This is a genomic window from Corynebacterium sp. USCH3, from assembly GCF_037619475.1.
Taxonomy (GTDB): domain Bacteria; phylum Actinomycetota; class Actinomycetes; order Mycobacteriales; family Mycobacteriaceae; genus Corynebacterium.
In genome coordinates this window covers 320,946-346,602 of record NZ_JAQPZT010000003.1, presented here as the reverse complement: position 1 = coordinate 346,602, position 25,657 = coordinate 320,946, and the positions used below count along the sequence as shown (strand labels likewise).

Genomic DNA, 25,657 nt, shown 5'->3' with positions numbered 1-25,657 from the left:
CCGGTCCAGTCACTTCGACAGGATCGGCACGGCCCGGGCCCCCTGCAGCGCCGGGACTTCACGCCAGAACCGCGCCTCGGTGTCCTCCTCGTCCAGCTGCAGCATCGCCCTCGAATCCAGGATGTACTGCAGCGATCCGGACGAGCCGACCGCCACGACCGGCGCGGTGATATTGCGGCTGGACAACTGCGTCGCCTCCGAACCGTCGACGGTCACGGCCCATACCGGGGCATCGTTGGCCCTCGTGCCCACCAGCAGTGTGCCGTCCTCGCGCCAGTCGACGGACAGGGCGGTGTCACCGACGCGCTGGCCGACCTCCATGGGTGTGCCGAGCGTCATGGCGCCTGAAGCGTCGCCGCCGCGCTGCAGCACGCTGACGAACAGTCGGCCGTTGATCAGCATCGCCGCCCGCGCACCGTCCCTCGACACGGTGAACACACTGATCCTGGGGTCGTTGATGTCGAGGCTGTCCAACGCGGAGGCGTCCACGGTCGACTCGTCCATCTGGATCCCCGCCCCCGTGGGCCGCAGACGGTGGATCCGACGACCGTCCGCGACAACGTACAGGTTCTGCGCGTCGCCGCTCCACGAGGGCCGGGACAGCGACCGCGCACTGAGCACGGTCGCGGGGTCGCCCCCGATGTCGCCGACGAGCAACGACCGTTCCCCGTCCCCACGTCCGGAAACCGCGGCGACCCTCCCCTCTTCCGCCCCGGAGTCGCCGGCCGACGCCGCGGACTCGAGCTGTCCGGACGCCGTCCACCCCGGCAACGTCACGCCGGAGTCACCGTCGACCTCGACCAGGGCGCCGTCACGCAGGGCCCGCAGCGGCGCCGACGACGTCTGCTGCGGGTCGAAGTCCGAGACGTCCGCCAACGTCCAGTCCTCCCGCCCGTCGTCGGTGACCGAGGTACCGTCGGCCAGGATCCGGTACGGGCCCCGGACGTCGGACGCCGCGAGTGTCCACACGAGCTGCGCCGCCAGCACCTCACGGTCGTCGACCGGAAGATCGGCGATGCCGGTGACGTCCACGGTGAACGTCCCGTCCTCCTCCACGGCGGCCTGAATACCGTTACCGGACGGGAACTCGGTGTCCACGGCGTCCCGGAGCTGGTTGCGCGGCCCACCGGCCAGCAGCGACACCAGGGAGAAACCGATGTTGTCCTGGCGGTTGTAGATCCACCGGCGGTCCGGCACGAGGAAGCGCTTCGTCGGGTCGAGGAAATACAGGTCGTGCGCCTGGTAGGCGCCCACGAAGTCGCTGCGGTCCAGGATCACCCCGTCAGGCAGGTCGGTGATCCTCCAGCCGTTCTCTCCCCTCTCGAGGGTGACCTCCTCCTCGTAGGGGCTGCTCTCCGGCTGGTAGACGCCGCCGGTACCGAGCCGTCCGACGACGGTGCCACGAACGACGTAGGTCACCTCGTCGCCGGAGGCGCCCCCGGTGGCGTTCAGGTCGAGGCGGTCGAGAATCAACGTCGACACACTGTCCTGCCACTCGTCGGCCGCCGTGGCCGTGAGAAACTCCTTGGCGGCCTGACGGTTGTTCGCCTGGTGCGTCGACGCCAGGTAGAAGTCGCGGAGGAGCAGATCCGGCGGCTGACCTTCCGAAGGGGTCGGCAGATTACCGGCGTCCGGCGCCGAAACATAGGACGAGACCGCCTCGGGGGTCGACTCCCCCGGCAACGTGGTGCAGGCGGCCAACCCACCGACCATCACCGCCGCCGTGAACAGGGCCGCGACCTGCCGCACTCCGTCAACTCCTGGCATCGTCACCCTCCTCGCCGTCGGTACCGTCGGCGTCTTCCATGTCACCGGCTGAATCCATGTCCTCCGCCTCCTGCAGTGCGGTCCGCAGTTCCTCCTCAGTCAACCCCTCGAAGGCGCTGAGGTCGACCCCGAACGACCCCACCGACCCCGCCGACACATCGACGGAGTCGAAACGGTCGACAACGCTGTCGGCGGAATCCCCGGCCTCGCCGCCGTCGACGCTCTCCGAGCCGTAGACGGTGTCGGCGGCTGCCGTCGCCGATGAACCGGCGACCGACAACCCGTCCGACTCCGACGCGCTGTCTGGCACACTGTCCGGCGCGCTGTCCGGGATCTCGTCCGTCGCCCCGTCAGCCGCTCCGTCCCGGGCAGGTCCGGGGGCGAGCTCCGCAACGGATTCCGCCGGCGCCCGGTCCACCTCGAGTGGCAGCGGCGACGTCCGGACCTCCTGACCGGGCTTCCTCGGCAAGGTGAGCCGGAAGCATGCCCCGTACCCTGGCTCACCGGTCGCCTCCAGACGCCCGCCGTGCAGCTGCGCGTCCTCCTTCGCGATCGCCAGGCCGAGACCGGTACCGCCGGTCCTGCGCTCACGCGAGGGGTCCGACCGCCAGAACCGGTTGAACACCAGGTCGGCCTCCCCCGGTTTCAGGCCCATGCCGTGATCCACCACAGTGACCGCCAGCGACTCCGCACCACGTCGCATGGTGACCCGCACCGGTCGGCTCTCACTGTGGTCGATGGCGTTGGCCAGCAGGTTCCGCAGGATGCGCTCCACCCGTCGCGAGTCGACCTCCTCCATCACCGGCTCATCCGGCAGATCCAGCTGGATCTCGCAGCCGACCTCCTCGGCCAGCGCCCGCAGCTGTCCCATCGTCGACTTCACGACGCCACGCACGTCGATCAGCTCACGGGACAGGTTTGCCACACCGGCGTCGTGCCGGGAGATCTCGAGGAGATCTCCCAGCAGCATCTCGAACCGGTCGAGTTCGGCGTTCATCAGTTCCGAGGCGCGACGGGTGACCGGGTCAAGGTCCTCGGAATGGGCGTGGATGAGGTCCGCCGCCATACGCACCGTCGTCAGCGGGGTCCGCAGCTCATGGGAGACGTCGGAGGTGAACTGCTGCTGCAGTGACCCGAACTCCTCCAGCTGCCGGATCTGGTAGGAGAGGTTCTCCGCCATCTCGTTGAAGCTGATCGCCAGACGTGCGACCTCGTCCTGCCCGTCCACCGCCATACGCTCCCGCATGTGCCCCGCGGCGAAACGCTCGGCGATGCGCGAGGCGGTACGCACCGGCACCGTCAGCTGCTGGGAGAACACCCAGGCGATGACGACGAGCAGCACCATCAGCACCACGGCGCCGGCCAGCAGCAGACCACGCATGAGGGCCATGGTGGACTCCTCGTTGTCCAGCGGCATGACCAGGTAGAGCTCAAGTCCCTGGATGTCTGATTCCACCGGCGACCCGATGATCAACGCCTTGTAGGCGCCACCGGGGGAATCAACGGTGGTGTACTGCACCGACACCTGTCCCTGCCGCACGAAGTCACGCAACGAGTCCGGGACGGGTTGGTTCCCGGGACTCGAGATGTCGCCGCCGGTGAGGTCGGAGGCGATGATCACCGGCTCGTACACCGTTCCCGTCGACCCCTGTTCGGATTCGGCGGTCCGGTCACTCAACGCCGCACGGGCGTTGTTGATCCGCATCTGCGGCGAGGTCGCGGAATCGGTGTTGCGGATCTGCTCCTCGACGATGCCGCGGGCACGGTCGATCTCGTCGGTGGCGGCGTTGTACTTGGCGTCGAGCAGCTGCTGGCCGACGAAGCTGGTCAGCACGAAACCCAACGCCATGATCACCAGCAGTGACGACGCGAAGACACTGCCGATCACCCGGAGCTGGATCGAGGTCCGCCACCGCTGGGCGAGCTTCTCGGAGAACTTCCGCACGAACCGCACGGGCCGACGCAGGAAGATCTTCAGGGCGTCGAGGAAACCCAGGTCCCCGAGGTCCCCGCGCGGTGCCCGGCGGGGGTCGGTACGCGCCCCCTCGTCCGGGGACGCCTCCGGCCCCTGGGCCGGTGCCACCTCCGCCGTACTCCGCCCGTCGGTCGGGCGACTGCCACGGTTGCGCCCCCGTCGGCCGTCACCGTCCCTGCCGTCCCTGCCGTCACGGAAGTCCCTGACCACCGGCAGCACCGGTCGACCGAGACGACCGGCGTGGCGCTTGCCGGTGCCGGAGCCCGACTCGCCGCGAAGGTCGTCGTGGTGTTCCTCCCCTGACGTCGATGCCATGGGTCGCTTTCCCGTCCTACTCCCCGGTCTTGTAACCGACCCCGCGGACGGTCTGGATGATCGTGGGGTTGTCCGGGTCCTTCTCGACCTTCGAACGCAGCCGCTGGATGTGCACGTTGACCAGACGGGTGTCGCCGGACTTGCGGTAGCCCCACACCCGCTCGAGCAGTTCCTCGCGGGAGAACACCTGACGGGGGCGGGAGGCGAGGGTGGTCAACAGCTCGAATTCGATGGGGGTCAGAGAAATCGGCGTGCCCTTACGGGTGACCTGGTGTCCACCGAAGTCGATGGTGAGGTCGGCGACCGTCACCGAGTCCGGAACGTCCTCCGGCGTCCGGCGCAGCCGGGCGCGCACCCGGGCCACCAGTTCCTTGGGCTTGAACGGCTTGGGGACGTAGTCGTCCGCCCCGGTCTCCAGGCCCAGCACGACGTCCACCGTGTCGGTCTTCGCGGTGAGCATCACGATCGGGACGGTGGAGAACTCCCGTACCGCCCGGCACACGTCGATACCGCTCATCCCCGGGAGCATGAGGTCCAGCAGGATCAGGTCGGGGTGCTCGCGCTCGGCGGCCTCCACGGCCTGCGGCCCGTCCCCCACGACGACCGTGTCGAAACCTTCGCCCTGCAGGACGATGGTCAGCATCTCCGAGATTGCGGGGTCGTCGTCGACGACGAGAACTTTCTCTGCCATGCAGATCAGTCTGTCACAAACCATTCCGGCACGTGGTGAGGCCACCCCGGGAAGGGCGGCTAACCGTGGTTCTCCGTGATCACCGCGTCCACCAGATCACTGACCGCGTCCTGCAGCCCGGTCGGGTCCCCGGAGTTGTCCAGGGTCCACCAGGGCGACCGCCACTGTGCCGACGCCAGTGAGCGGTAGGCCTCCAGCGTCCGGGCCTGCAGCCCGCCGTCACGCTCGTAGGCGTCGGCGGTGCGGGAGACGTCCTGCCCCGCCCGGTCCGCGACCCGCCCGGAGGCGACGTCGTCCGGGACGTCGACGAGGATCTGGATGTCGGGGACCGGGACCCCCAGTTCCGTGAACTCGAGGTCATCCACCCACCGGACGACGTCACTGGCGGGGACCTCGTCGCCCGGCACACCGAGCCGGGCGGCCGAGTACGCCGCATTGGACGCCACGTAGCGGTCCAGCAGCACGACGTACCCGTCGGCGTCGAAATCCGCGAGGTCGGCGGCGACCTCGGCACGGTCCAGGGCGAACAACGTCGCCATGCCGTGCACGGAGTCCACCAGGTCGCCCATCTCCCCGTGCAGGGCCGCAGACGCCAGCTGGGCGTGCACGGACTGCTCGTAGCGGGGGAACGCCAGCCTGGCGACCGGGATCTCCCGGGACACCAGTTCCGCCTCCAGGGCGGTCACGCAGGTGTTCTTGCCTGCACCGTCGATTCCCTCGAACGCGATGATCATCTGCGGTACCTGTCGCTCAGTACCGGTAGTGCTCGGGCTTGAACGGGCCTTCGACATCGACACCGATGTACTCGGCCTGCTCCTTGGTGAGCGTGGTCAGCTCGCCGCCGAGGGCCTCCACGTGGATGCGCGCCACCTTCTCGTCGAGGATCTTCGGGAGGCGGTAGACCTGGTTGTCGTACTGGTCGCCGTTGGTGTAGAGCTCGATCTGGGCGATCGTCTGGTCGGCGAAGGAGTTCGACATCACGAAACTGGGGTGGCCGGTGGCGTTGCCCAGGTTGAGCAGGCGCCCCTCGGAGAGCACGACGATGCTCACGACGTCGCTGCCCTCGGCATCGGTGCGCGGGAAGGTGAACTCGTCGACCTGCGGCTTGATGGTGGTGCGGGAGACGTCCCCGCGGTGCAGCAGGGCCGCCATGTCGATCTCGTTGTCGAAGTGACCGATGTTGCCGAGCAGGGCGTGGTTCTTCATCATGCGCATCTGGTCGAAGGTGATGATGCCCAGGTTGCCCGTGGAGGTGATGACGATGTCCGCGTCACCGATGGCGTTGTCGACGGTGACCACCGGGTACCCGTCCATCAGCGCCTGCAGCGCGTTGATCGGGTCCGCCTCGGTGACCTTCACCCGCGCGCCCTGGCCCTTGAACGCCTCGGCGACGCCCTTGCCCACGTCACCGTAGCCGCAGACCAGCACCGACTTGCCGCCGACGAGCATGTCGGTGGCCCGGTTGATGCCGTCCAGCAGGCTGTGCCGGGTGCCGTAGCGGTTGTCGAACTTCGACTTGGTGACGGCGTCGTTGACGTTCATCGCCGGGAACGGCAGGGTGCCCTGCTCGGCGAAGTGGTAGAGCCGGTGCACGCCGGTGGTGGTCTCCTCGGTGACGCCCTTGACCGACGCCGCCGCCTCCGTCCACCGGGTGCCGTCCTCGCTGAAGACACGCCCCAGCATCCCCAGGAAGGCCTGGTACTCGTCGGAGTCCTCGGCGGAGGGCTCCGGGACGATGCCGTTACCCTCGAACTCGCTGCCGGTGATGACGGCCATGGTGGCGTCCCCGCCGTCGTCGAGGATCATGTTGGGGCGCACGTCGCCCCAGGCGAAGATCTGCTCCAGGCACCACCAGTACTCGTCGAGCGTCTCGCCCTTCCAGGCGAACACCGGCACACCCTGCGGGGCGTCCGGGGTGCCCTGACCGACGACGACCGCGGCCGCGGCCTCGTCCTGGGTGGAGAAGATGTTGCAGGACGCCCAGCGGACCTCGGCGCCCAGCGCGGTGAGTGTCTCGATGAGCACGGCGGTCTGCACGGTCATGTGGATCGACCCGGCGATCCGCGCACCGGCCAGCGGCTGTTCCTCGGTGTACTCACGGCGCAGCTCCATCAGGCCGGGCATCTCGTACTCGGCGAGGCGGATCTGGTGGCGTCCCGCTTCCGCGAGCGACAGGTCCCGGACCTTGTACTGCAGGGGGGTGCCGTTGGCACCGGCACCGTCGTGGGTGTCGACGGACGGTGCGACGAAATCTGCCATGGGGTGATGCTCCTCAAGCTTCGGGGGACGGTGATGACCGTGATGACGATGTGTCAACCCTATCCCCCGACCGTGCGGCGGCGCTCACGGAGGGGTGGGCGCGCACCCGGGAACAGGTCAGCTCAACGCTTCCACGGCGGTCTCCAGGCCGTCCGGTGCCTCGTCCCCGGCGGCCTCGAGTTCGCCGTCCAGCAGTTCCAGCGCCGCCTCCTGCAGGGCGTCGGGGCACTGGCCTATCCCCTCCCGGATGAACGGGTGCTCGTCGGCGACGGCGGCGGAGGTGAACGGTGCCCCCGACCAGATGGCGGCGACCGTCGCCGCGCACAGGCCGTTGATGTAGTCAGGGTCCACCGTCGTCCCCGCCGTCCCCGCCGTCCCTGCGCCGCCCTGTCCGCGGGCGCCGGAGTCCAGTGCGAGCGTGCAGGCGTCCTGCAGCGCGCTGGCCAGCGCGTCGCCCTCCAGATCGTCGCAGTCGGCCAGGAAGTCGGTGTTGGTGTCGTCCGCGAAAACGGTTTCGTCCCAGGTGCTCATGTCATTACCCTCTCGACCCTCTCGTGCGGTGTGTCCTATCCCTGAGAATAGCGGGAGCACCCGTACCCCGTCGGTGCGTCCTCGGCACAGGCCGGTCGCCGTGCCCGGCACGGGCGTGGTGCCGACGTGGAAGATCACGGTTTGGTTTCAATTCCGCCTGCCCGGCCACCGGGACACTCGACGGCACCGATGCACCACGTCGGTCGGGGAACTACATGACGTGTCCACCAAAACCGCACGGCAACGGCCCGTTCACATAAATTCCAGTAACGTCCGGGTCTTCCGCTCCGTTGATAACGGATGATAGGGTTGCGCCTGATCGTGATCTAACCGTGACATTCACATGGTCGACAACCTCGGACGAAAGGAGGGACACCGTGGACTACGAACTGGAACCCGAACAGCCGACGGACAACTCCCCGGCTGCCGACGAGCGCTCCACCGAACACCACGAGTCACTGCTCCGCGCCGAGGCTGCACGGGCGTCGAGAGCGAACCGCCTGCTCGGGTCACTCGTGGTCGCCGGGCTCGCCGCGGCAACCGTTGTCGGCGTCGTCACCTGGCAGAACGCGAGTCCCGGACACGACGACGGCCCGGTCCCCGTCGAGGAGGCCGCCGCCGACGGTTCCCTGTCCCCGGACGGGAGCTCCACCACTGCCGGGGAGGACCGTCACTCGTCCGCCCGCACGACCCCGGGCACCGACGACGACGGTCGCGACACCGGTGATGACGGCACAGGCCGGTCGTCCATCCTGCGGAACGACCGTGCCACCCCGCTGACCGCCGACCAGTACGCCCCGCCGAATGCGTGGAGCGGCGACCAGTTCGTCACACCCGGCCAGTACCCGCAGGATGAGGGGGACGACACCCCGCAGGCCCCGGCAACGGACAACGGGGCCGACGCCGACGAACCTGGAGACACGCGGAGCACGACCGCCCCGGAGGACGCCACCGACGGCAACGGCAGCTCGGCGGACCGGCCGGCGATCACCGACCTCATCCCGTCGATCCCCGGCTTCCCCTCGATCCCCGGACAGGGTGGAACGACAGAGAGCCCGGACGGTACAGACGGTACGGAGGAGACCGAATCCCCCGAATCCCCCGAATCCCCCGAATCCACAGAGCCCGCAGAACCGGCAGAACCTTCCGGGTCCGGTGAGACCTCCCCGCCCCCGCGCCCCTCGGAGGAGGCCGGAGAACGCGGTGACACCCCGGACACCAGTTCCCGCGGAGACGGTGACTCGTCGGGTCAGACGGTCACCGACACCACCGGCCCCACCCCCTGAGCGGGTCGGTCAGCCGACCGTCGCGACGAAGTAGTGCCCCGCCCCGGTGGCGGTGACCTCCGTCGCTGACGCCGGCACCCACGCCGCCTGCCCCGGAGTGAGGGTCAACGGTGCCGCATCGCACCAGGCGACCTCGACATTCCCGTACACGGCGAGGACGATCGCCGGACCGTGGACAGCCACGGCGTCTCCGGCCCTGTCGGAACCATCGGAGCGATCGGCCCCGTGTCCGCCCACCGACCGGAGTTCGAACTCCGGCACGGGCGTGGCGAAGACGCCGTCCTCGCCGGGCAGCTGGACCGGATCCGCCACCGGCGTGAAATCGACGACCTTCATCAACTCGGGCACATCGACGTGCTTGGTCGTCAGGCCCCCACGCAGCACATTGTCCGAGTTCGCCATGATCTCCACACCGGTACCACGCAGGTAGGCGTGAAGGTTTCCGGCAGAGAGGAACAGCGCCTCACCCGGTGACAGGACGACATGGTTGAGCAGCAGCGACACCAGGATTCCCGCATCCCCGGGATGCTGCTCCGACAGTTCCAGCGCGGCGCGGGCCGATCCGGTCATCCACGGGGCGACGTCGGAGCGCGCCGCCAGTGCCCGACAGGCGTCGAGCACGACCTCAATCAGCTCCAGTCGGCGGTGCACCGGCAGGGAGATCCACGTCGTCACCACCGCGCGCAGCCCTTCGGCATCGCCGACGGTGCCGCTGAGCAGATCGGTATAGCGCTCCAGCTCCGCCACGCCCAGGGCCTCCAGCAGCGCCCGGGTACGCTCCACGGGCCGGAACCCGGCCAGTGCCTCGAACCGGGTCAGGGCGACGAGCAGCTCAGGTTTGTGGTTGTCGTCCTTGTAGTTACGGTTCGGCGACCCTGTCGGAATCCCCTCCGCGTTCTCCCGGGCGAAACCCTCGACCGCCTGCTCCCTGGTGGGGTGCGCCTGCAGACTCAGGGACTGGTCCGCGGCGAGCAGCTTCAACAGGAACGGGAGCCGCCCGTCCGGAGCCGTCTCGCCCAGCTGACCGGCAGGATCCAGGGAAATACGTGTCAGCAGGTCGGCGCACTCGGTACCGTCGGTTCCACCGGCCCCACTGTCAGCCAGGATGCTCGGCGCCTCCGGATGGGCACCGAACCAGAGTTCCGCCTCCGGGCGGGGGCTCGGAGACGGTCGCCCGGTCAGTTCCGCCAGCGCCGTCCGCGACCCCCAGGGGTAGGGACGCAGCCGACCCTCCAGAAGAGCGACGTCCGACTGCGCGGGCCGGGATGCCCCGGAACCGGCCGATCGTGTGTCGTTCGATGCCGCGGCCTCAGGCACGGATCACCGCCAGTGCCTTGTCCAGGATCTCCCCGACCCGGGCGTCGGTCGCCGCCTCCACGTTCAGGCGGAGCAGCGGTTCGGTGTTCGACGCACGGACGTTGAACCAGGAGCCGTCGGTCAGCTCCACCGTCACCCCGTCGAGTTCGTCGGTCCCCGAGGTCTCCCCGGCGAAGGCCTCGACCACCGCAGCGGTCCGTCCCTCCTGGTCCTCGACCTCGGAGTTGACCTCGCCGGAGGCCTGGTACCGGCCGTACGCCTGCTTGAGTTCGGAGAGGGGACGGTCCTGCCCGCCGAGGGTGGCGAGCACGTGCAGGGCCGCGAGCATGCCGGAGTCGGCGTTGAAGAAGTCGGAGAAGTAGTAGTGGGCGGAGTGCTCCCCGCCGAAGATGGCGTTCTCCTCGGCCATCTGCGCCTTGATGAACGAGTGCCCCACGCGGGTCCGCACCGGTGTTCCACCGTGTTCGCGCACGATCTCGGGCACGGCCTTGGAGGTGATCAGGTTGTGGATGACCGTGGCGCCGGGATGCTGGTCCAGGTAGCGTTCGGCGATGATGCCGCAGATCGCCGACGGGGACACCGGCTCGCCGAGCTCGTCGACGATGAAGCAGCGGTCGGCGTCGCCGTCGAAGGCGATGCCGAGGTCCGCACCCTGCTCGACCGTGTACTTCTGCAGGTCGACGAGGTTCTCGGGCGCCAACGGGTTGGCCTCGTGGTTCGGGAAGGTCCCGTCGAGCTCGAAGTACAGGTCCCGGATGGTCAGCGGAAGACCGGAGCCCTCCCCCAGGACGGCGGGGACGGTGAGCCCGCCCATGCCGTTGCCGGCGTCGACGGCGACCGTCAGCGGGCGGATGTCCAGGGGCACGAGGTCGTGGAGGAAAGTGGCGTAGTCGGCGAGCACGTCGCGGGTGGTCCCCGTGCCCGGCGTGCCGTCGTAGGACGGCACACCCTCGACGAGCATGCCCGAGATGTCCCCGAGTCCCGTCTGCTGTCCGACGGGGCGGGCGCCTGCGCGGCACAGTTTGATGCCGTTGTAGCGGGCCGGATTGTGGGACGCGGTGAACATCGCACCCGGGCAGTCCATCGTTCCCGAGGCGAAGTACAGTTCGTCGGTCGAGGTGAGGCCGAGGGCGACGGTGTCGAGGCCCTGGCTGCGCACTCCCTCGGCGAAGGCCTCGGACAGCCCCGGCGAGCTGTCACGCATGTCGTGGCCGACGACGACCCTGGTCGCCCCTTCGCCTCTCATGAGCAGGCCGAAGGCCGCTCCGGTGTCGCGCACGAGGTCGGCGTCGATGCCGTCCCCCACGACGCCGCGGACGTCGTATGCCTTGATGACGGAGGCGATGGCCTCCGGGTCACGCTGTGTCATGTCAACTCTCCTGGTGTTCTTCGTGGATCATTCGCCGTCGTAGCGCACTGCGCGCAGATGGCGCTGTGGGGCTCGTCCCGGCAGATTCCGCCGTGAGGGGTGGTGACCGGACGGTTGCGGTATGTCGGTGCGTCGGACGACCCGGGACACCGGCCGGTGCTGCGCCGCACCGGTCCGACCGAGTCCGCCGTCGGTCAGGTATCTGCTGTCGGCACCGTCCTCGAGTGCCGCGGCGAGGGCCTGCATCTCCTCGTCGGTGAAGTCCTCGTCCGCGACGTCGGGAAAATCAGGGTCAGCGAACGCGGCCACCGGGACAGCAACCTCCGGAGACGGATCCTCCGTGCGCTGCAGCCCCCATCCTTCGGGGACCGTCAGCCTGGAGAGGTGACGGTCGCACAGATCCCAGCTGTGCGGATCGTCCCCGGGCTCCAGGGGGTTGACGGTGGCCGTGCGAGCGGCATAGTTGTATCGCAGGGTGGCGATCGCACGGTTGCCGCAGCCGGGCCTGGAACACTGTCGGTAGTCAGTCACGGCCACCATCCTAGTCCGCGCGGCCGCCGGAGCGCCGGACGACTCGGTCTCCGCCTGTCGGATACGGGCCCGCCCCACGCACCGGTCTAGGATCGGTGTCATGACGCGCCCCACCTCACCGTCGTCCCCGTCGCCGCGACCGCCCCGTCGCGGGGCGGCGGACCCCGCCACGTCCGGGCGTCCGGCCACCCCCGGGGACTCCGCCAGGTCGTTGGACAGGGACACCCGCGGACGCGGCCTCCGGGGCGTGCTGATGCCCAGGTTGCCCCGGTACGCCACCCGCGCCGAACTCTTCGACTCGGCGGTCCTGGACGCCTACGCACCGGTACTCGACCGTTTCGGCGACCGGTTGGACGGGCTGGACGTGGCGATCGACCTGGTCCCCCGTATGAGGTTGGACTCCACCTCGGCACGGTGGTCGGATGAGGTGGCCGCCGACGGACCCGTCCCCCTCGGCCGTCTCGTGCCCGCCGGCGTGGACGAGACCGGGGCACCGACCCGTCCCCGGTTGATCATCTTCCGCCGGCCGGTCGAACAGCGCGCGACCGACCGGCTGGAGACGGAGGAATGGCTGAGGTTCGTCATCGCACGCCTCGTCGCCACCTACCTCAATGTTGCTCCGGAGGTCATCGACCCCGGGTTCCACTGGGACTGAGGGGCGACCTCAGCCGAGGCGCTTCTTGAGCCGTCGGCGCTCGCGCTCGGAGAGCCCACCCCAGATACCGAAGCGTTCGTCGTGCTCGAGGGCGTACTCGAGGCATTCGTCGCGCACGCCGCAGGCACGGCAGATGCGCTTGGCCTCGCGGGTGGAGCCACCCTTCTCGGGGAAGAAGGCCTCCGGATCGGTCTGGGCGCAGAGTGCCTGCTCCTGCCAGTCCTGTTCGACGGCGTCGAAGAGGAGGTCGAAATCCTCCGTCAGGTCCGAGAACCCCCCGGGGGAGACATTGTCGATGCCGCCCCGCAGAAGGTCAGGCAGCTCCCCGGACGCACCGGTGCCGCCCACGTGGCCGGAACGGGCGTCGTCACCGTCCACGGCTGCGGACCCCTCCGAGAAGGGACCACGAAAGGCGTCCGCCGGGTTGTCCACCGTTGTCTCCTCACTGAAATCCGCCGTACCGGTCGTCCCACCGGCCTCTACCTACACGGAAGATTACACACGGGTAATTCCATAGCGTCAACCTTTCGGCCAGCGAGACGAACCCCATACGTCACACCAGTCACACCAGTTACGGATTGCGCACCCGACGACGCATTCACAGCATCCTGACAGCCACGACATGAGCCGGAACGACGCAGTCGAAACACTACATATAGACATCAGGGGCCGGAAACCGGCCCCTGAGGCACAAGATATCGAAATATTTTCTTCCGGACCGGTCCTGCCCCGTACGGGGGTCAGACGTCGCTGGTGAAGCGCAGCCCGCCGTCGGGCAACGTGACACCGGGCCAGACCCGGGCCCCGCCCTGCAGTTCGCACCGCGCACCCACCACGGCCCCCTCGCCCACCACGGCATCCCGCAGATGGGCCCGTGCCCCGATCCGGGCCCCCGCGGCGATCACGCACCGCTCCACGGTCGCGCCCGCCTCGATCTCCACGCCGTCGAACACGACCGAGGTGTCCACCCGGGCCCCCGCACCGATCTCGGTGCCACGACCGATCACCGTGCCGCCGAGCAGCAACGCACCACCGGCGACGGCGGCGGACTCGTCGACCAGTGCCTCCCCGTGGCGTCCCGCCAGCAGCGGTGACGGGGCGATCCCCCGCACCAGGTCGGAGGAGCCCCGGACGAAGTCGTCCGGTGTCCCCAGATCGCGCCAGTAGGCCTGGTCCACGTGCCCGTAGAGGCGACGTCCCTTCTCCAGCAGGTCGGGGAACACGTCACGCTCCACCGACACGACCCGGTTCTCCGGGATCGACTCGATGATGTCGCGCTGGAAGACGTAGCAGCCGGCGTTGATCTGGTCGGTGGGCGGATCCTCCGCCTTCTCCAGGAACGCCTCCACCCGACCGTCGTCCGCCGTCGGCACGCAACCGAACGCACGCGGGTCCGCCACCCGGAGCAGGTGCAGGCTCACGTCCGCGGCGTTGTCGACGTGGGTGCGCAACACGGCGTTGAGGTCCGTGCCACCGAGGATGTCACCGTTGAAGATCATCGCCCGGTCGTGCCGCAGATGCGGCAGCACGTTGCGGATGCCGCCGCCCGTGCCGAGGGGAGAGTCCTCGACGACGTACTCGATCTCCAGGCCGAGCTCGGAACCGTCCCCGAAGTGCTCCTCGAAGACCTCCGCCTTGAAGGAGGTCCCGAGCACGACGTGGGTCATGCCGGCGTCCCGGATCCGGCCCAGCAGGTGCTGGAGGAAGGGATAGCCCGCCACCGGCAGCATGGGCTTGGGGATGGAGTTGGTCAGGGGCCGCAGGCGCGTGCCCTTGCCACCGACGAGAATGACGGCGTCCGTCCCGGCGGCCAGATCTGTCGTGTCAGGGGTCGAGGGTGAGGGGTTGTCTCGTTCGTCACTGTTCACCCTTGGGAGGTTATCGGACGGAACGCAGTTCCACCGTCAACGGCGCGCCCTCTTCGCCAGGGCGACGGCGACCCTCCCCCTGAGCGACAACCCCACCCGCAACGCCAGACGCACCGGTGCCTGCCACCACGCCGACAGGCGGTCGGCCTGGAAGCGGTAGGCGCTGTCGTGATGTGCCGGCAGGGTGATCTCGGGGTGCCTGCCTGCGGAGTGGCCCTTGGCGTGGGTGATCTCCGCCGTCGGGGTGAAGACGTTCTCCCAGCCGGCCCGCGCCAGCCGGTCCCCCAGGTCGACGTCCTCCATGTACATGAAGTAGCGCTCGTCGAAGCCGCCGACGGCGTCGAAGGCCTCCCACCGCAGCAGCTGGCAGGAACCGGACAGCCACCCGGACGTCCTCTCTTCATCCATCACCGCGTCCGCGAGATACCGGCGGGTGAACGGGTTGTTCCTCCACACCGGCGCCAGCAGAGCGTGGCCGATCCCCGCCCCCAACGTGGGGACCGACCGCGCCGAGGGGTACACGCTCCCGTCCACCTCACGGATCAACGGACCGACGGCGCCGGCACGCGGGTGACGCCGCGCCGCCTCCACCATCCGGTCGATCGCCTCCTCGTCGAAGACGACGTCCGGGTTGGAGATCACCAGGAACTCCCCGTCGATCTCACCGGCCTCGCGACGTGCACGCAGCGCCTCGACCCCGGCGTTCATGCCGGCCCCGTACCCGATGTTCCCGCCAGTGCGGAGCAGTTCGACCCCGTCCCGCTCTGCGGCGGCCTCCGGCGCCCCGTCCGTCGACCCGTTGTCCGCCATCACCACGACGGCCCCCTGCCCGGTGGCCGCGGGGACGGAGTCCAGGAATCGGGTGAGGTACTCCCCCGGCGAGTAGGTCACGGTGATGACGGCGATCGGTTTCACGGGAGTTCACCCTAGCCGAAAAGCGTCCCCGAGTCCCCGTCGCAGACTGTCACGCCAGTCCGGCGGGGTACGCCCTGTCGCGGCGGACCACCGTTCCAGGTCCAGGACCGACCACGGCGGCCGGGCGGCCGGGGTCGGCCAGTCCCGGGTGGTGCAGGCGGTCACCCGGGCCGGGTCGTGCCCGGTGAACCGGAAGACCTCCCGGGCGAGTCCGCACCAGGAGACGGGGTCGCCGGAGTTGCTGAGGTGGAGGAGAGCCGGCCGCGCTGTGCCGGACGGGTCAGCCAGCCCCTCCGCCAGCGCCCACAGCTCACCCGCGAGGTCGGCGGCGTAGGTGGGCCGGCCTACCTGGTCGTCGACGACGCGGGGATCGACCCCGTTGTGCGCCAGCGTCGCCATCACCGAGACGAAGTCCCGTCCGGGTGCGTCAGGCCCCGACCACACCCACGACGTCCTCACGACGGTACCTCCGGCCGCCAGGACGGCCTGCTCACCCTCGGCCTTCGTCCGCCCGTACTCGTTGGCCGGGTGCACGGGATCGTCCGGACGCCATCCACGACCACCGTCCGGCGCACCGCCGGAGAACACGTAGTCCGTGGAGACGTGGATGAAGCGCGCCCCCGCCCGCCGTGCCGCACGGGCGAGCTCCCCGGGGGCGGTCGTGTTCACGGCCTCGACCGTGCGACGGTTCGTCACGTCCTCGGCGCCGTCGACGTCCGTCCACGCCGCCGTGTTGATCATCACGTCCGGCGCATTCCCGTGGGCGAACACCTCGTCCGCCGCCCGACGGAAGCCCGCGGTCCCCGCGGCCGACAGGTCCAGGTCGCCGCGCCCGAGCCCGTCGCCGCCCAGCGCCACCAGACACCGCCCGACCTGCCCCTGCGCACCCGTCACCACTACCGTCACGACCCGTGAACCTCCTGCCTGCCGGGGGCGGACACCCGTGTGTCAGCGAATGACCCCGGCCCTGCGGTCCGCACCGACTGTACGCCGCCGCCCACGTCCGCCGGACCCGCACAGCTCGGCGGAATCACGGTAACCGCCCGGACAACTAGTAGAGTCCCCTCTTGTCCCCGTGCATACCCGAACACCGCCGAAAGGTCTGGAATGAGCGACTCTGACAGGTCTCCGCGCAACGGACGTGGAGAATCGTCTGGTCGCGGTGGGCGCCACCACCGCCGTGACGAGCTGACCCCGCGTCCCGAGCGGCAACGGCAGTCCCCGCAGCGCGCCCGCCACAGCCGCCCGGCGGGCGGCGCGGCCGGTGCCGGCGCCGGACGCCGGACCGGCGCAGCCGACGGGCAACGCCGCTCACCGGAGCGCACGTCACGCACCGTCCACGGTGCGTCCGGCGCCCCCGGCACCCCGTCGTCGGGCGCACGAACCTCCCGTTCCTCCCGCGCGTCCGCGCCCGGACACCGGCAGATCGGTTCCACACCGGTCAAGGTCGTCCTCGCCCTGTTGTCGACCATCATGCTCGCCGGCGGTGCCTACGGGTACACGACCTTCGGCAACCTCGGCTCCGACATCAGCCAGGCCGGCGGACTGAACCTCGGCAGCCAGTCCGACGGCGCCACCGACATCCTCCTGGTCGGCATCGACTCGCGCACCAACGCCCACGGCGAGGCACTGTCGCAGGAGGACATCGACATGCTGCGCGCCGGCGAGGAGGAGACGACCAGCACCGACACCATCATCCTCATCCGGATCCCCGACGACGGGTCCTCCGCCACGGCAGTGTCCCTCCCCCGCGACACCTACGTCGACGGCGGCTCCGACCTCGGCAACCAGAAGATCAACGCGATCTACGGGCAGACGAAGTTCTACAAGACAAAGGATCTTCAAGATGAGGCCGCAGCGTCAGGGAAAACACCGGACGAACGCAAGATCGAGAAGGAATCCTCACAGGCCGGACGGGAGGCACTCGTCAGCACCGTCGCCGACGTCACCGGCATCACCGTCGACCACTACGCCGAGGTCGGTCTGCTCGGCTTCGTCAAGCTCACCAACGCCGTCGGCGGCGTCGACGTCTGCCTGAACAACGCGGTCGACGAACCGCTGTCCGGGGCCAAGTTCCCCGCCGGCGAACAGACACTCAGCGGGCAGGACGCGCTGAGCTTCGTCCGCCAGCGCCACGAGCTGCCCCGCGGCGACCTGGACCGTATCACCCGCCAGCAGGTCTACATGGCCAGCCTCGCCAACAAGGTGCTCAGCACCTCCACCCTCACCAACCCCTCGTCGCTGAGCAAGCTGCGCAGCGCGATCGAGGACTCCGTGGTGCTCGACGAGGGATGGGACGTCATGGGCCTGGCGACACAGATGCAGAACCTCGCCGGAGGCAACGTCACCTTCCAGACCATCCCGGTCACCAGCATCGACGGGACCGGCGACTACGGCGAGTCCGTGGTGACCATCGACAAGAACCAGGTCCACGGCTTCTTCGACAACCTCCTCGGCGACGATGCGGAGGAGGACGGCTCCGATGACTCCGACTCCGACGGTGACGAGAAGTCCAGCGACATCGAGGACTACGATCCGGCCGAGTCCACGGTCTCGGTGTACAACGCCAGCCAGGTCGGAGGCCTCGCCTCACGCGTCGGCGACCTCATCTCCGGTGCCGGCTACGGCATGGGCGACGTCGGCAACGCGGCGGAGACCGGGATCTCGGAGAGCCAGGTCAACGTCGCCGACGAGAACGACCCGGCGGCACGCGGTCTGGCCGAGCAGCTCGGCGGGTTGAACGTGGTGGAGGACTCCAGCCTCGAGCCCGGGGAGATCCGGGTTACCCTGTCCGGCACCTACAACGGTCCCGGGACCTCCGAGTCCGGGGTCGACGAGCCGCTCCCGGCGGTCGGCGAATCCGGGTCGGGCGAGTCGGGTTCCTCGTCGGAGAACGTCGGCACCCCCGGCACGGACGCGACCGGCGGCGACGTCCTCGGCGAGAACGAGGACGCCGACGGCGGCAACGGTGGCGGCGGGGAATCCGTCGGTGCCGTCGGTACCCCGGAACGGTCCGGAAGCTCGTCGTCGACCAGCGACCGTGGCGCCATCGACGCCGGCGGCGACGGCCCGATGTGCATCAACTAGGAACGCCCCACCACCCGTGACGGCGGGGTGACCGGGCACCGGCCGCCCTGCACACCGTCAGTAGGTCCGCCGTGCGTACGGCCGGCCCGACGCCGCCCGTGCCCGCGGGATCGCCTCGGCGATCCGTGACGCCGAGGTCGGGGCCTCCCCCTCCGGAGTCCGGGCCGCAATCGACGCTGCGATGGCGTGGAGCGCGACCGCCTGGTTCGCGGGGAGGCGTGCCGCCCGCACCTGCCAGTCGAGGTCCCCGACACCTCCGACGACCCCCGCCGTGCTCTCCGCGAGCAGTGCGCCGATCATGCCGGAGAGGACGTCACCCGATCCGGGGGTCGCCGCCCAGGAGGTGCCCGCGTCGGTGCACTCCACCTCCTCCCCGTCCGTCACCACGGTGTGACGCCCCTTCAGCAGCACCACGCATCCCAGCGCCTGCGACAACGCCACCGCCGCGCCGATCCGGTCGTCGTCCGGGTCCGGGACACCACCGACGGCGTCCGCCAGGCGCCGGAACTCCCCGGCGTGCGGGGTCAGCACCGTCGGGGCAGGACTTTCCCCCTCGACGCCCCGGGCCAGCAGCAGTCGGCGCAGGTCCTCCCGTCCGGCGACCAGAGTGAGGGCGTCGGCGTCGACCACCAGGGGTTCGGGACGTCCCAGCAGCGTCGCCAGTTCCTCCGCCGCCTCGTCGCCGGTCCCCCGCCCGGGCCCCACCACCCAGGCCTGCACCCGACCTGACCCGGCGACGTCCGGTGCCCACACGACCTCGGGGCAGGCCCGGACCACGTCCCCGGACGCTCCTCCGACGTAACGCACCATCGCGCCGGTGGTACGCACCGCCGCCGTCGTCGTCAGAACCGCCGCGCCCGGGTAGGTCCCGGACCCCGCGCAGACCCCCACAACTCCCCCGGAGTACTTGTCGTCGTAGGGGCCGGGTGCCCTCATATCCCCGGCATGGGACCGTGGCACGGGCGTCAGACCGGTCGCGGTGAAGTCGAACTCCCCTGCCGGGTCGACGGCCCCCTGCGTCCCGTCCGGCAGGGTGCGCGGGTCCCGCGGAGGCACGACGGCCCGCCCGGCGCGGACGTCGAGCGATCCCCCGCCCCGCCGGGTTCCCGCCCACTCCTGCTCCAGCCGACCACCGATGGTCTGCGTGTGCCCGTCGCCCAGCCCCGGGTTCGCGAGCATCACCTGCCCGCAGTAGGCGTTGACCGCGTGCGCGCGACGCAGTCCGCCGAAGGTGACCGTCACATCCGCGATGACGTGGGCCGGCACACGGTCGCGGTGCAGCACGGTCAGACCCGGAAGGTTCTTCTCCTCCGCGGCAGGATCTACCGGGTCATCGACGCCGATCATCGGCGGGGTGCGGCCGGAGTCCGCCCCGATACCCGACGGCACGTCGACACTGAGGACCGGGACGAACCAGGCGGAGGCGTAGGCGAAGAGGACGGCGGCGTCCTCCCCCAGGCCGCCGTCACCACCCATGCCGAGCACGCCGTCGACGACGAGACGGTGCCGGGCGGGGGTCTGCCACACCTCGTCGATGTCGATGACCGCCCCACCGGCGTCCCGGAAGGCATCGAGCGCGCGGGCGTGGGCCCTCCCGCCACGTCCCAGCAGCACGGCCTCCACCGGCCACCCCTGCCCGGCGAGGGCGGCTCCTGCGTAGAGCGCGTCGCCCCCGTTGCCGCCCGCACCCACCGCCAGGAGGACCGTCGTCTGCACCGGTGTGGCCGGCGGGCGCTTCAGCATCACCTCCGCCGCCTCAACCACGCCTGCAGCGGCGGAGCGCATCAGCTGGTCGGTCTCCGTCTGCGCCTCCAGCAGCGGTTGTTCGGCCCGTCGGATCTGTTCGACGGTGAAGACCTGTGCACGGAGGTGGGCCGCGATCCCGCTGCCGGTGCTGCTATTCATACCCTCACGTTACGGACCGCTAGGGTGTGTTCGCATGGAGACTCCCGTCGTTGCCTCGCCCGCCCCTGTCGCACGCGCTGTGCGGACCCCGTGGCGGACCTGGGTCACCGCCACGCTCGTCGGTTACGCCGCAGTGGTGGTCGCGCTGACCACACTGAAGTCCTTCTACACCATCGGTCTGCTGTGGAAACCGGAGAACCAGCGGGTCCGGGAGCTGCGACTGATGCCCTTCGGCATCGTCGGCGATTCCTCGACGACCTTCGGCTGGGTGTTCGACATCCTCGGCAACGTCGCCTTCTTCGTCCCGTTGGGCATGCTGCTGATGATCCTGACCGGACGGTGGCGGTGGGCGGTGGGGGTGGCTGCCGTGTTCAGCCTCGGCATCGAGACCACGCAGTACATCTTCTCCCTGGGCCGCACCGACGTGACGGACCTGATCTGCAACACGGTCGGCGCCGCCGTGGGGGCCTGGATCGCATGCTGGTTCTCCCGCAACCCCACCTGGTCCAGGCGCTGGCAGACCGTGCTCACCACCGTGGTCGGGCTCGCGGTACTCGTCTTCGTGGTGCTGGTGATCCTGGGGCCGAGTCTCGGCGACCCGGACAAGGTCGTCGGCGGCTGACCCGGATAGTCTGGTCGCCATGGATCTCCTGTCCCCGTTCCTCGCCACCGACGCCGCCTCACCCCGCCTGACGACCTACACCGGTGCCGGGCGGATGGAGCTGTCCGCCGCGACACTGTCGAACTGGGCCGCGAAAGGTGGGAACCTGATGGTCAACCACCTCGGCCTCGGCCCCGGTGACACCGTCGCCCTCGACGCCCCGACCGACTGGATGCCCGCCGCCCTCGTGGTGGGCTGCTGGCGTGCGGGAGTGGCGGTGTGCTCCCCGTCCTCGCCGGCTGCGGCGTCGGCGGCGGCACTGATGACCACCGATCCGGACGCCCACCCGGACTGGGAGACCGAGATCCTCCAGCTCTCGACCGACCCGTTCGGACGCGGGGTCGCCGAGGCCGGTGGCGACGTGGAGTTCGGGGTCACGGACCTGTCACCCGAACTGCGGGTCCAGGGGGACCGCTACGCCGGGCCGGAGTCCGGTGAGGAGGCCGTGCTGCTGTACACCGTCGACGGTGAGCCGGTGACCGGTGCCGACCTGCGGCACCGGGCCGCAGAACAGTTCAGTTCCGGGACCCGGTCCGTGACCGGACCCTGGGCCGACACCGACGGACTGGTCACCGCACTCCTCCCCCTGTTCGCGGCGGGATCGGTGGTCGTCTCCACCGACGACGCCGCCGACCGGCTCGGGCACCTCGCCGACACCGAACACGGCACCGTGACCGTCACTCGGCGGTGATGATCCTGGTGACCAGGTCCCTGGCCTGGTCGAGCGCCTCCTCCTGCTCCCCGGTCAGGAAGCCCTGCACCATGTACGGTGCCATGTAGTCGCCGTTCTCCACGGCGAAGTGGAGGGTGAGGTTGAGCTGGTCGCCGTCACCGGCGCCCTCACCCTCCTCCGGTTCCGGCGTCCTCACGATCGTGTAGACGAGCAGGTCGCCGGACGGTGTCTCCCCCGCGTCGACGTCCACCAGTTTCGCCTGCGCCTCCTCCAGCGCAGGACGGATCCCCGTGATGACGTCGTCCCGGTCCACCGGCATCATCTGGCCGTCCAGCGGGGCGAGGGTGACGGCGGCGAAACTCCCCGCGGTGCGGTACCCGAAGGCCACGGTGCCCGGCGCGTCCTCCGGGACGGTGTCGAGTTCCTGCCAGTGGTCCGGCAGTGTCAGTGTGCGTCCGGAGTCCCCGATTGCGATGTCCATGGCCCACAGGCTACCGGCCTCCGGTCACTCCTCCAGCACCCGCACCGGGTCGACGAGTCCGTTGCTGAAGGCGAAGAGTACCGCGTGGACCCGGTCCCGTGACTCCGTCTTCGCCAGGATCCTGCCCACGTGCGTCTTCACGGTGGGCAGGGAGACGAACAGACGTCGTGCGATCTCCGGGTTGGAGTACCCCCGCGCCACGAGGACGAGGATCTCCAGTTCACGGGGGGTGAGTGGGTCCGGGAGGCCCAGTTCAGCAGCGGCGGTGGCGACGTCGGGGCCGGCGTCCTGCTCCGGCTCGGCCTGGCGCGGGGAAGCGGTACCCGCGCCCTGCTCCCTGACCCCCGCCTCGCCACCGACTCCTCCCCTGACCTGCCGCAGCAACCGGGCGGTGGCCTTCGGGGAGATCACCGCCTCAGCCTCGCCGACCGTCCGGACGGCGTCGATGAGTTCCTCGGGATCGGCGTCCTTCAGCAGGAAACCACTGGCACCGGCGGTGATCGACCCCATCACGTAGTCGTCGTTGTCGAAGGTCGTCAGAACCACCACACGGGTCGGTTCTCCTGACGGCCCGGTGATCCCGGCCTCGACGATCTTCCTGGTGGCGGCGATACCGTCGAGCTCCGGCATCTGGACATCCATGAGGATTATGTCGACCGGCTGCGAGCCGGCGAGGTTCACCGCCTCCGCGCCGTCGACGGCCTGCCAGACCACGGTGATGTCCGGTTGGGAATCCAGCACCATCCCGAAACCGGCGCGTACCAGCTGCTGATCGTCAGCCAGCCCGACCGTGATGGTCGATGTTGAGCCTGCGTCGTCCATGATCTCGCCGTTCTCCCTGTTCTCCCGTGTGCACCGGTGCATACCACCCTGTGCCGGCGTCCTGTCAGACGCCGAGCACGACATCGACGCACCAGCCACCGACGTACGTCTCCGACGCACCCCATTCTGCCGTGCCGCCGTGGATCCTGGCACGTTCACGGAGCCCCACCAGCCCCTGTCCGCGCCCGTCCGCCGAGTCGTCGGCGTCGATGAGGCCGTCACCGGGGGCGTTGTCCACCGTGATCCGCAACTTCCCCGGGACATTCCAGTCCAGGATGACCTGCGCACGGGTGGGCCCGGCATGCTTGAGGATGTTCGTCAGACACTCCTGCACCGTCCGGTACACCGTCAGCCCGGCGGCGACGTCCACCGGGCCGGCGACACCGAGCACCTCGTAGTCGACCGACACCCCGGACCGTCGGGCGTCCTCGACCAGCCCCGGTACACCGGACACACCGGGTGGTGCGCCGGTGTCCCGGGTCGCGTCGGACATGCCGCTGCCGTTGCGGTCGCTGCGCAGCACGCTGAGCAGCTGCCGCATCTGGGCGAGGGCGTCCCGGCCGGTCCTGCTGATGGTGTCGAGAGCCTCGATCGCCGTGTCCGGGTCCCGGCGCCCGGCGTAGCGGCCGCCGTCCGCCTGTGCGATGACCGCGGTGAGCGAATGCGCGACGATGTCGTGCATCTCCCGGGCGATACGGGTGCGCTCGGCCACGGCGGCGAGCTCCACCCGCGCTGCGAGGGACTCCATCCGCTCGTACTGGCGGCGGGTGGTCATCCCCAGCTGCCAGAACAGCCCGATCGAGATCAACGCCAGCAGGCTGAGGACCACCCCCATCATGATGAGTTGGGCGTCCGGTGGCGTGTAGGGTTCCCCGGCCGGGTCCACCGCCGTCGTCGAGGCACCCCACGCCCGCCCGGACCCCGACACGACGCTGACCAGCGCCACCGCGGCGACGGAACCGCCGGCGAGCGACGCCAGCCACATTCCCCGGCGGCGACGGACGAAGGCGGAGATGAACCACGCCTCGTAGCAGACCACGAGGTAGGCCAGGAGGTAGATGCCGGCGAGGCTTCCCGCCGCGGTGACCAGACCGACGGCGACGACGGTCAGACCGGTCTCCGCACGCCAGCGTTGGATCAGCAGACCCACGAACACCAGCGTGTACCCGGCGACAAGGACCCACGACGGGATGACCGGGCCGAAGGAGAAGGCGTTCCCCGCGTCCATGGCCCCGAAGAGGAAGAACACGGCCGACTGGATCACCAGTTGGAGCCAGAGCCCCCGGTCCCTCCAGAAGGGTCCCGGCTGGGCCTGCGGTGCGGTCACGGTATCCATCACAGCCACAGATCCTACGGCAGTCTCCACCTGTGACGGATCGACCTGCGGTATGATTCCCCACCATGGCAGACGTCGAATTCTCGCATGTGGACATCCGGTACCCGGGTGCGGACTCCCCCACCGTCCCGGATCTCAACCTCAGTATCGGCGACGGCGAGTTCCTCGTCCTGGTCGGACCGTCCGGCTGCGGCAAGTCGACGATCCTGCGCTCCCTGGCGGGCCTGGAGCCGACGAGCGCCGGGGCGATCACCATCGGCGGACGTGACGTCACCGGTGTCGAGCCCGGCGACCGGGACATCGCCATGGTGTTCCAGGACTACGCCCTCTACCCGCACATGTCGGTGCGGGAGAACATGGGCTTCGCGCTGACGATCGCCAAGCGCCCGAAGACCGAGATCACCGAGCGGGTGGAGCGTGCCGCCGACCTGCTCGACCTCGGCGACTACCTGGACCGAAAGCCCAAGGACCTGTCGGGCGGTCAGCGTCAGCGTGTGGCCATGGGCCGCGCGATCGTCCGTGAGCCCCAGGTCTTCCTCATGGACGAGCCGCTGTCCAACCTGGACGCGAAGCTACGGGTGCAGACCCGCGCCCAGATCGTGAAGCTGCAGCACGACCTCGGTGTCACCACGGTGTACGTCACCCACGACCAGGTCGAGGCGATGACGATGGGCGACCGCGTCGCCGTACTGAAGGACGGTCTCCTCCAGCAGGTCGACACGCCGCAGAAGCTCTACAACGAACCGGTGAACGCCTTCGTCGCCGGCTTCATCGGCTCGCCGGCGATGAACCTGCTCGACCTGCCCGCCGGGGTCGACGTCCTCGAGGGCCTGGGGGTGCGTCGTCCGGAGGCCGCCGGTGACGGCGCACTGCTGGTCGGGGTACGTCCCGAGCACCTCACGGTCGCCGAGACCGGGGAGCGGACGGCCGACGGCCTACACGGCCTGCACGGCACCGTCAGCCTGGTCGAGGAACTCGGCGCAGACTCCAACATCTACGCCGAGACCGCCGCGGGCCAGGTCACCGCGAAGTCCCAGGCGGTGGCGCAGGACCTCCCGTCGATCGGGGGCAGTGTGACCTTCACCCTCACCGACGCGGCCCGGGTGCATTTCTTTGACGCGGTGTCCGGACAGCGGGTGCACTGACACCCCCGATCTCCCCCGGATCAGGGACGCAGATACTACACTCAACCGAAGAACCCGCCGGGCCGCCT

General features: G+C 69.7%; 23 protein-coding genes. 6 read left to right on the top strand and 17 right to left on the bottom strand.

The features are described 5' to 3' along the window. Positions 1–9 precede the first annotated feature (9 nt). The 6 genes from lpqB to PQI66_RS07775 all read right to left on the bottom strand — a co-directional run bounded on the left by lpqB (position 10) and on the right by PQI66_RS07775 (position 7,538). Positions 10–1,767 (bottom strand): MtrAB system accessory lipoprotein LpqB, encoded by a 1,758-nt coding sequence (lpqB, locus tag PQI66_RS07800; RefSeq protein ID WP_339997263.1) that lies wholly within the window; start codon positions 1,765–1,767, stop codon positions 10–12. Beyond that, entirely contained in the window at positions 1,754–4,057 is a 2,304-nt protein-coding gene (gene mtrB, locus PQI66_RS07795) for an MtrAB system histidine kinase MtrB (RefSeq protein ID WP_339997261.1), read from the bottom strand. Before mtrB ends, lpqB begins: the two co-directional genes overlap by 14 nt. Positions 4,058–4,073: 16 nt before the next feature. Next, positions 4,074–4,748, bottom strand: a complete 675-nt coding sequence (gene mtrA / locus PQI66_RS07790; RefSeq protein WP_339997259.1) for an MtrAB system response regulator MtrA — start codon at positions 4,746–4,748, stop codon at positions 4,074–4,076. Between the two features lie 59 nt (positions 4,749–4,807). Continuing rightward, positions 4,808–5,482 carry a dTMP kinase gene (locus PQI66_RS07785; protein ID WP_339997257.1) on the bottom strand — a complete coding sequence of 225 codons (675 nt, stop codon included), beginning with the start codon at positions 5,480–5,482 and terminating at the stop codon, positions 4,808–4,810. A gap of 16 nt (positions 5,483–5,498) precedes the next feature. After that, positions 5,499–7,007, bottom strand: a complete 1,509-nt coding sequence (ahcY, locus tag PQI66_RS07780) for an adenosylhomocysteinase (protein ID WP_339997255.1) — start codon at positions 7,005–7,007, stop codon at positions 5,499–5,501. Between the two features lie 117 nt (positions 7,008–7,124). Then, positions 7,125–7,538, bottom strand: a complete 414-nt coding sequence (locus PQI66_RS07775; protein ID WP_339997253.1) for a DUF4259 domain-containing protein — start codon at positions 7,536–7,538, stop codon at positions 7,125–7,127. Positions 7,539–7,915: 377 nt separating this feature from the next. Between PQI66_RS07775 and PQI66_RS07770 the strand changes: the two genes are divergently transcribed. Further along, positions 7,916–8,824 (top strand): hypothetical protein, encoded by a 909-nt coding sequence (locus PQI66_RS07770; protein WP_339997251.1) that lies wholly within the window; start codon positions 7,916–7,918, stop codon positions 8,822–8,824. A gap of 9 nt (positions 8,825–8,833) precedes the next feature. On the opposite strand, the gene manA is transcribed toward PQI66_RS07770, so the two are convergent. From manA to PQI66_RS07755, 3 genes are read right to left on the bottom strand one after another with little or no spacing between them, the layout of a single operon-like run. Then, positions 8,834–10,141, bottom strand: coding sequence for a mannose-6-phosphate isomerase, class I (manA, locus tag PQI66_RS07765; protein WP_339997250.1), 1,308 nt, complete (start codon positions 10,139–10,141; stop codon positions 8,834–8,836). Next, entirely contained in the window at positions 10,134–11,510 is a 1,377-nt protein-coding gene (locus PQI66_RS07760) for a phosphomannomutase/phosphoglucomutase (RefSeq protein WP_339997248.1), read from the bottom strand. Before PQI66_RS07760 ends, manA begins: the two co-directional genes overlap by 8 nt. Before the next feature lie 27 nt (positions 11,511–11,537). Further along, on the bottom strand, positions 11,538–12,050 hold the full coding sequence (locus tag PQI66_RS07755; protein WP_339997680.1) for a DUF3499 family protein: 513 nt from the start codon (positions 12,048–12,050) through the stop codon (positions 11,538–11,540). Between the two features lie 244 nt (positions 12,051–12,294). Here PQI66_RS07755 and PQI66_RS07750 point away from each other — a divergent pair, with 244 nt between their 5' ends. Then, positions 12,295–12,696 (top strand): metallopeptidase family protein, encoded by a 402-nt coding sequence (locus PQI66_RS07750; protein ID WP_339997679.1) that lies wholly within the window; start codon positions 12,295–12,297, stop codon positions 12,694–12,696. 9 nt (positions 12,697–12,705) lie between these two features. On the opposite strand, the gene PQI66_RS07745 is transcribed toward PQI66_RS07750, so the two are convergent. The 4 genes from PQI66_RS07745 to PQI66_RS07730 form a co-directional block, all read right to left on the bottom strand. Continuing rightward, positions 12,706–13,005, bottom strand: coding sequence for a WhiB family transcriptional regulator (locus PQI66_RS07745; protein WP_420099805.1), 300 nt, complete (start codon positions 13,003–13,005; stop codon positions 12,706–12,708). 431 nt (positions 13,006–13,436) lie between these two features. Next, complete coding sequence (locus PQI66_RS07740; protein WP_445228012.1) at positions 13,437–14,564, bottom strand: sugar phosphate nucleotidyltransferase; 1,128 nt, start codon at positions 14,562–14,564, stop codon at positions 13,437–13,439. Between the two features lie 36 nt (positions 14,565–14,600). Then, positions 14,601–15,479, bottom strand: a complete 879-nt coding sequence (locus tag PQI66_RS07735) for a glycosyltransferase family 2 protein (protein WP_339997245.1) — start codon at positions 15,477–15,479, stop codon at positions 14,601–14,603. A 6-nt stretch (positions 15,480–15,485) separates the two neighbouring features. Then, a complete protein-coding gene (locus tag PQI66_RS07730) occupies positions 15,486–16,385 on the bottom strand; it encodes an SDR family oxidoreductase (protein WP_339997244.1) in 900 nt (299 codons plus the stop codon). 201 nt (positions 16,386–16,586) lie between these two features. Between PQI66_RS07730 and PQI66_RS07725 the strand changes: the two genes are divergently transcribed. Next, the gene (locus PQI66_RS07725) at positions 16,587–18,566 is read left to right on the top strand and encodes an LCP family protein (protein ID WP_339997242.1); all 1,980 of its coding nucleotides are present in this window, start codon (positions 16,587–16,589) and stop codon (positions 18,564–18,566) included. Between the two features lie 57 nt (positions 18,567–18,623). On the opposite strand, the gene PQI66_RS07720 is transcribed toward PQI66_RS07725, so the two are convergent. Next, positions 18,624–20,471, bottom strand: coding sequence for a bifunctional ADP-dependent NAD(P)H-hydrate dehydratase/NAD(P)H-hydrate epimerase (locus PQI66_RS07720; RefSeq protein ID WP_339997240.1), 1,848 nt, complete (start codon positions 20,469–20,471; stop codon positions 18,624–18,626). Between the two features lie 34 nt (positions 20,472–20,505). On the opposite strand from PQI66_RS07720, the gene PQI66_RS07715 reads away from it, so the two are divergent. Beyond that, positions 20,506–21,093: a VanZ family protein gene (locus tag PQI66_RS07715; protein ID WP_339997239.1), complete on the top strand. Its 588-nt coding sequence runs from the start codon at positions 20,506–20,508 to the stop codon at positions 21,091–21,093. Positions 21,094–21,112: 19 nt separating this feature from the next. Then, on the top strand, positions 21,113–21,823 hold the full coding sequence (locus tag PQI66_RS07710; protein ID WP_339997237.1) for a TIGR03089 family protein: 711 nt from the start codon (positions 21,113–21,115) through the stop codon (positions 21,821–21,823). Here PQI66_RS07710 and PQI66_RS07705 read toward each other — a convergent pair. From PQI66_RS07705 to PQI66_RS07695, 3 genes are all read right to left on the bottom strand, one after another. After that, complete coding sequence (locus tag PQI66_RS07705) at positions 21,810–22,286, bottom strand: hypothetical protein (protein ID WP_339997236.1); 477 nt, start codon at positions 22,284–22,286, stop codon at positions 21,810–21,812. The genes PQI66_RS07710 and PQI66_RS07705 overlap by 14 nt on opposite strands. Before the next feature lie 24 nt (positions 22,287–22,310). After that, on the bottom strand, positions 22,311–23,108 hold the full coding sequence (locus PQI66_RS07700; protein WP_339997674.1) for a response regulator transcription factor: 798 nt from the start codon (positions 23,106–23,108) through the stop codon (positions 22,311–22,313). Positions 23,109–23,172: 64 nt separating this feature from the next. Then, the gene (locus tag PQI66_RS07695; protein ID WP_339997235.1) at positions 23,173–24,444 is read right to left on the bottom strand and encodes a sensor histidine kinase; all 1,272 of its coding nucleotides are present in this window, start codon (positions 24,442–24,444) and stop codon (positions 23,173–23,175) included. Between the two features lie 65 nt (positions 24,445–24,509). Here PQI66_RS07695 and PQI66_RS07690 point away from each other — a divergent pair, with 65 nt between their 5' ends. Further along, positions 24,510–25,589, top strand: a complete 1,080-nt coding sequence (locus tag PQI66_RS07690; protein WP_339997233.1) for an ABC transporter ATP-binding protein — start codon at positions 24,510–24,512, stop codon at positions 25,587–25,589. Positions 25,590–25,657: the final 68 nt, after the last annotated feature.

Excerpts from the sequence above, each read along its gene's own strand:
- lpqB (WP_339997263.1), bottom strand. The coding sequence starts at position 1,767 with ATGCCAGGAGTTGACGGAGTGCGGCAGGTCGCGGCCCTGTTCACGGCG.
- mtrB (WP_339997261.1), bottom strand. The coding sequence starts at position 4,057 with ATGGCATCGACGTCAGGGGAGGAACACCACGACGACCTTCGCGGCGAG.
- mtrA (WP_339997259.1), bottom strand. The coding sequence starts at position 4,748 with ATGGCAGAGAAAGTTCTCGTCGTCGACGACGACCCCGCAATCTCGGAG.
- PQI66_RS07785 (WP_339997257.1), bottom strand. The coding sequence starts at position 5,482 with ATGATCATCGCGTTCGAGGGAATCGACGGTGCAGGCAAGAACACCTGC.
- ahcY (WP_339997255.1), bottom strand. The coding sequence starts at position 7,007 with ATGGCAGATTTCGTCGCACCGTCCGTCGACACCCACGACGGTGCCGGT.
- PQI66_RS07775 (WP_339997253.1), bottom strand. The coding sequence starts at position 7,538 with ATGAGCACCTGGGACGAAACCGTTTTCGCGGACGACACCAACACCGAC.
- PQI66_RS07760 (WP_339997248.1), bottom strand. The coding sequence starts at position 11,510 with ATGACACAGCGTGACCCGGAGGCCATCGCCTCCGTCATCAAGGCATAC.
- PQI66_RS07755 (WP_339997680.1), bottom strand. The coding sequence starts at position 12,050 with ATGGTGGCCGTGACTGACTACCGACAGTGTTCCAGGCCCGGCTGCGGC.
- PQI66_RS07750 (WP_339997679.1), top strand. The coding sequence starts at position 12,295 with ATGCCCAGGTTGCCCCGGTACGCCACCCGCGCCGAACTCTTCGACTCG.
- PQI66_RS07725 (WP_339997242.1), top strand. The coding sequence starts at position 16,587 with ATGAGCGACTCTGACAGGTCTCCGCGCAACGGACGTGGAGAATCGTCT.
- PQI66_RS07720 (WP_339997240.1), bottom strand. The coding sequence starts at position 20,471 with ATGAATAGCAGCACCGGCAGCGGGATCGCGGCCCACCTCCGTGCACAG.
- PQI66_RS07715 (WP_339997239.1), top strand. The coding sequence starts at position 20,506 with ATGGAGACTCCCGTCGTTGCCTCGCCCGCCCCTGTCGCACGCGCTGTG.
- PQI66_RS07710 (WP_339997237.1), top strand. The coding sequence starts at position 21,113 with ATGGATCTCCTGTCCCCGTTCCTCGCCACCGACGCCGCCTCACCCCGC.
- PQI66_RS07705 (WP_339997236.1), bottom strand. The coding sequence starts at position 22,286 with ATGGACATCGCAATCGGGGACTCCGGACGCACACTGACACTGCCGGAC.
- PQI66_RS07700 (WP_339997674.1), bottom strand. The coding sequence starts at position 23,108 with ATGGACGACGCAGGCTCAACATCGACCATCACGGTCGGGCTGGCTGAC.
- PQI66_RS07695 (WP_339997235.1), bottom strand. The coding sequence starts at position 24,444 with ATGGATACCGTGACCGCACCGCAGGCCCAGCCGGGACCCTTCTGGAGG.
- PQI66_RS07690 (WP_339997233.1), top strand. The coding sequence starts at position 24,510 with ATGGCAGACGTCGAATTCTCGCATGTGGACATCCGGTACCCGGGTGCG.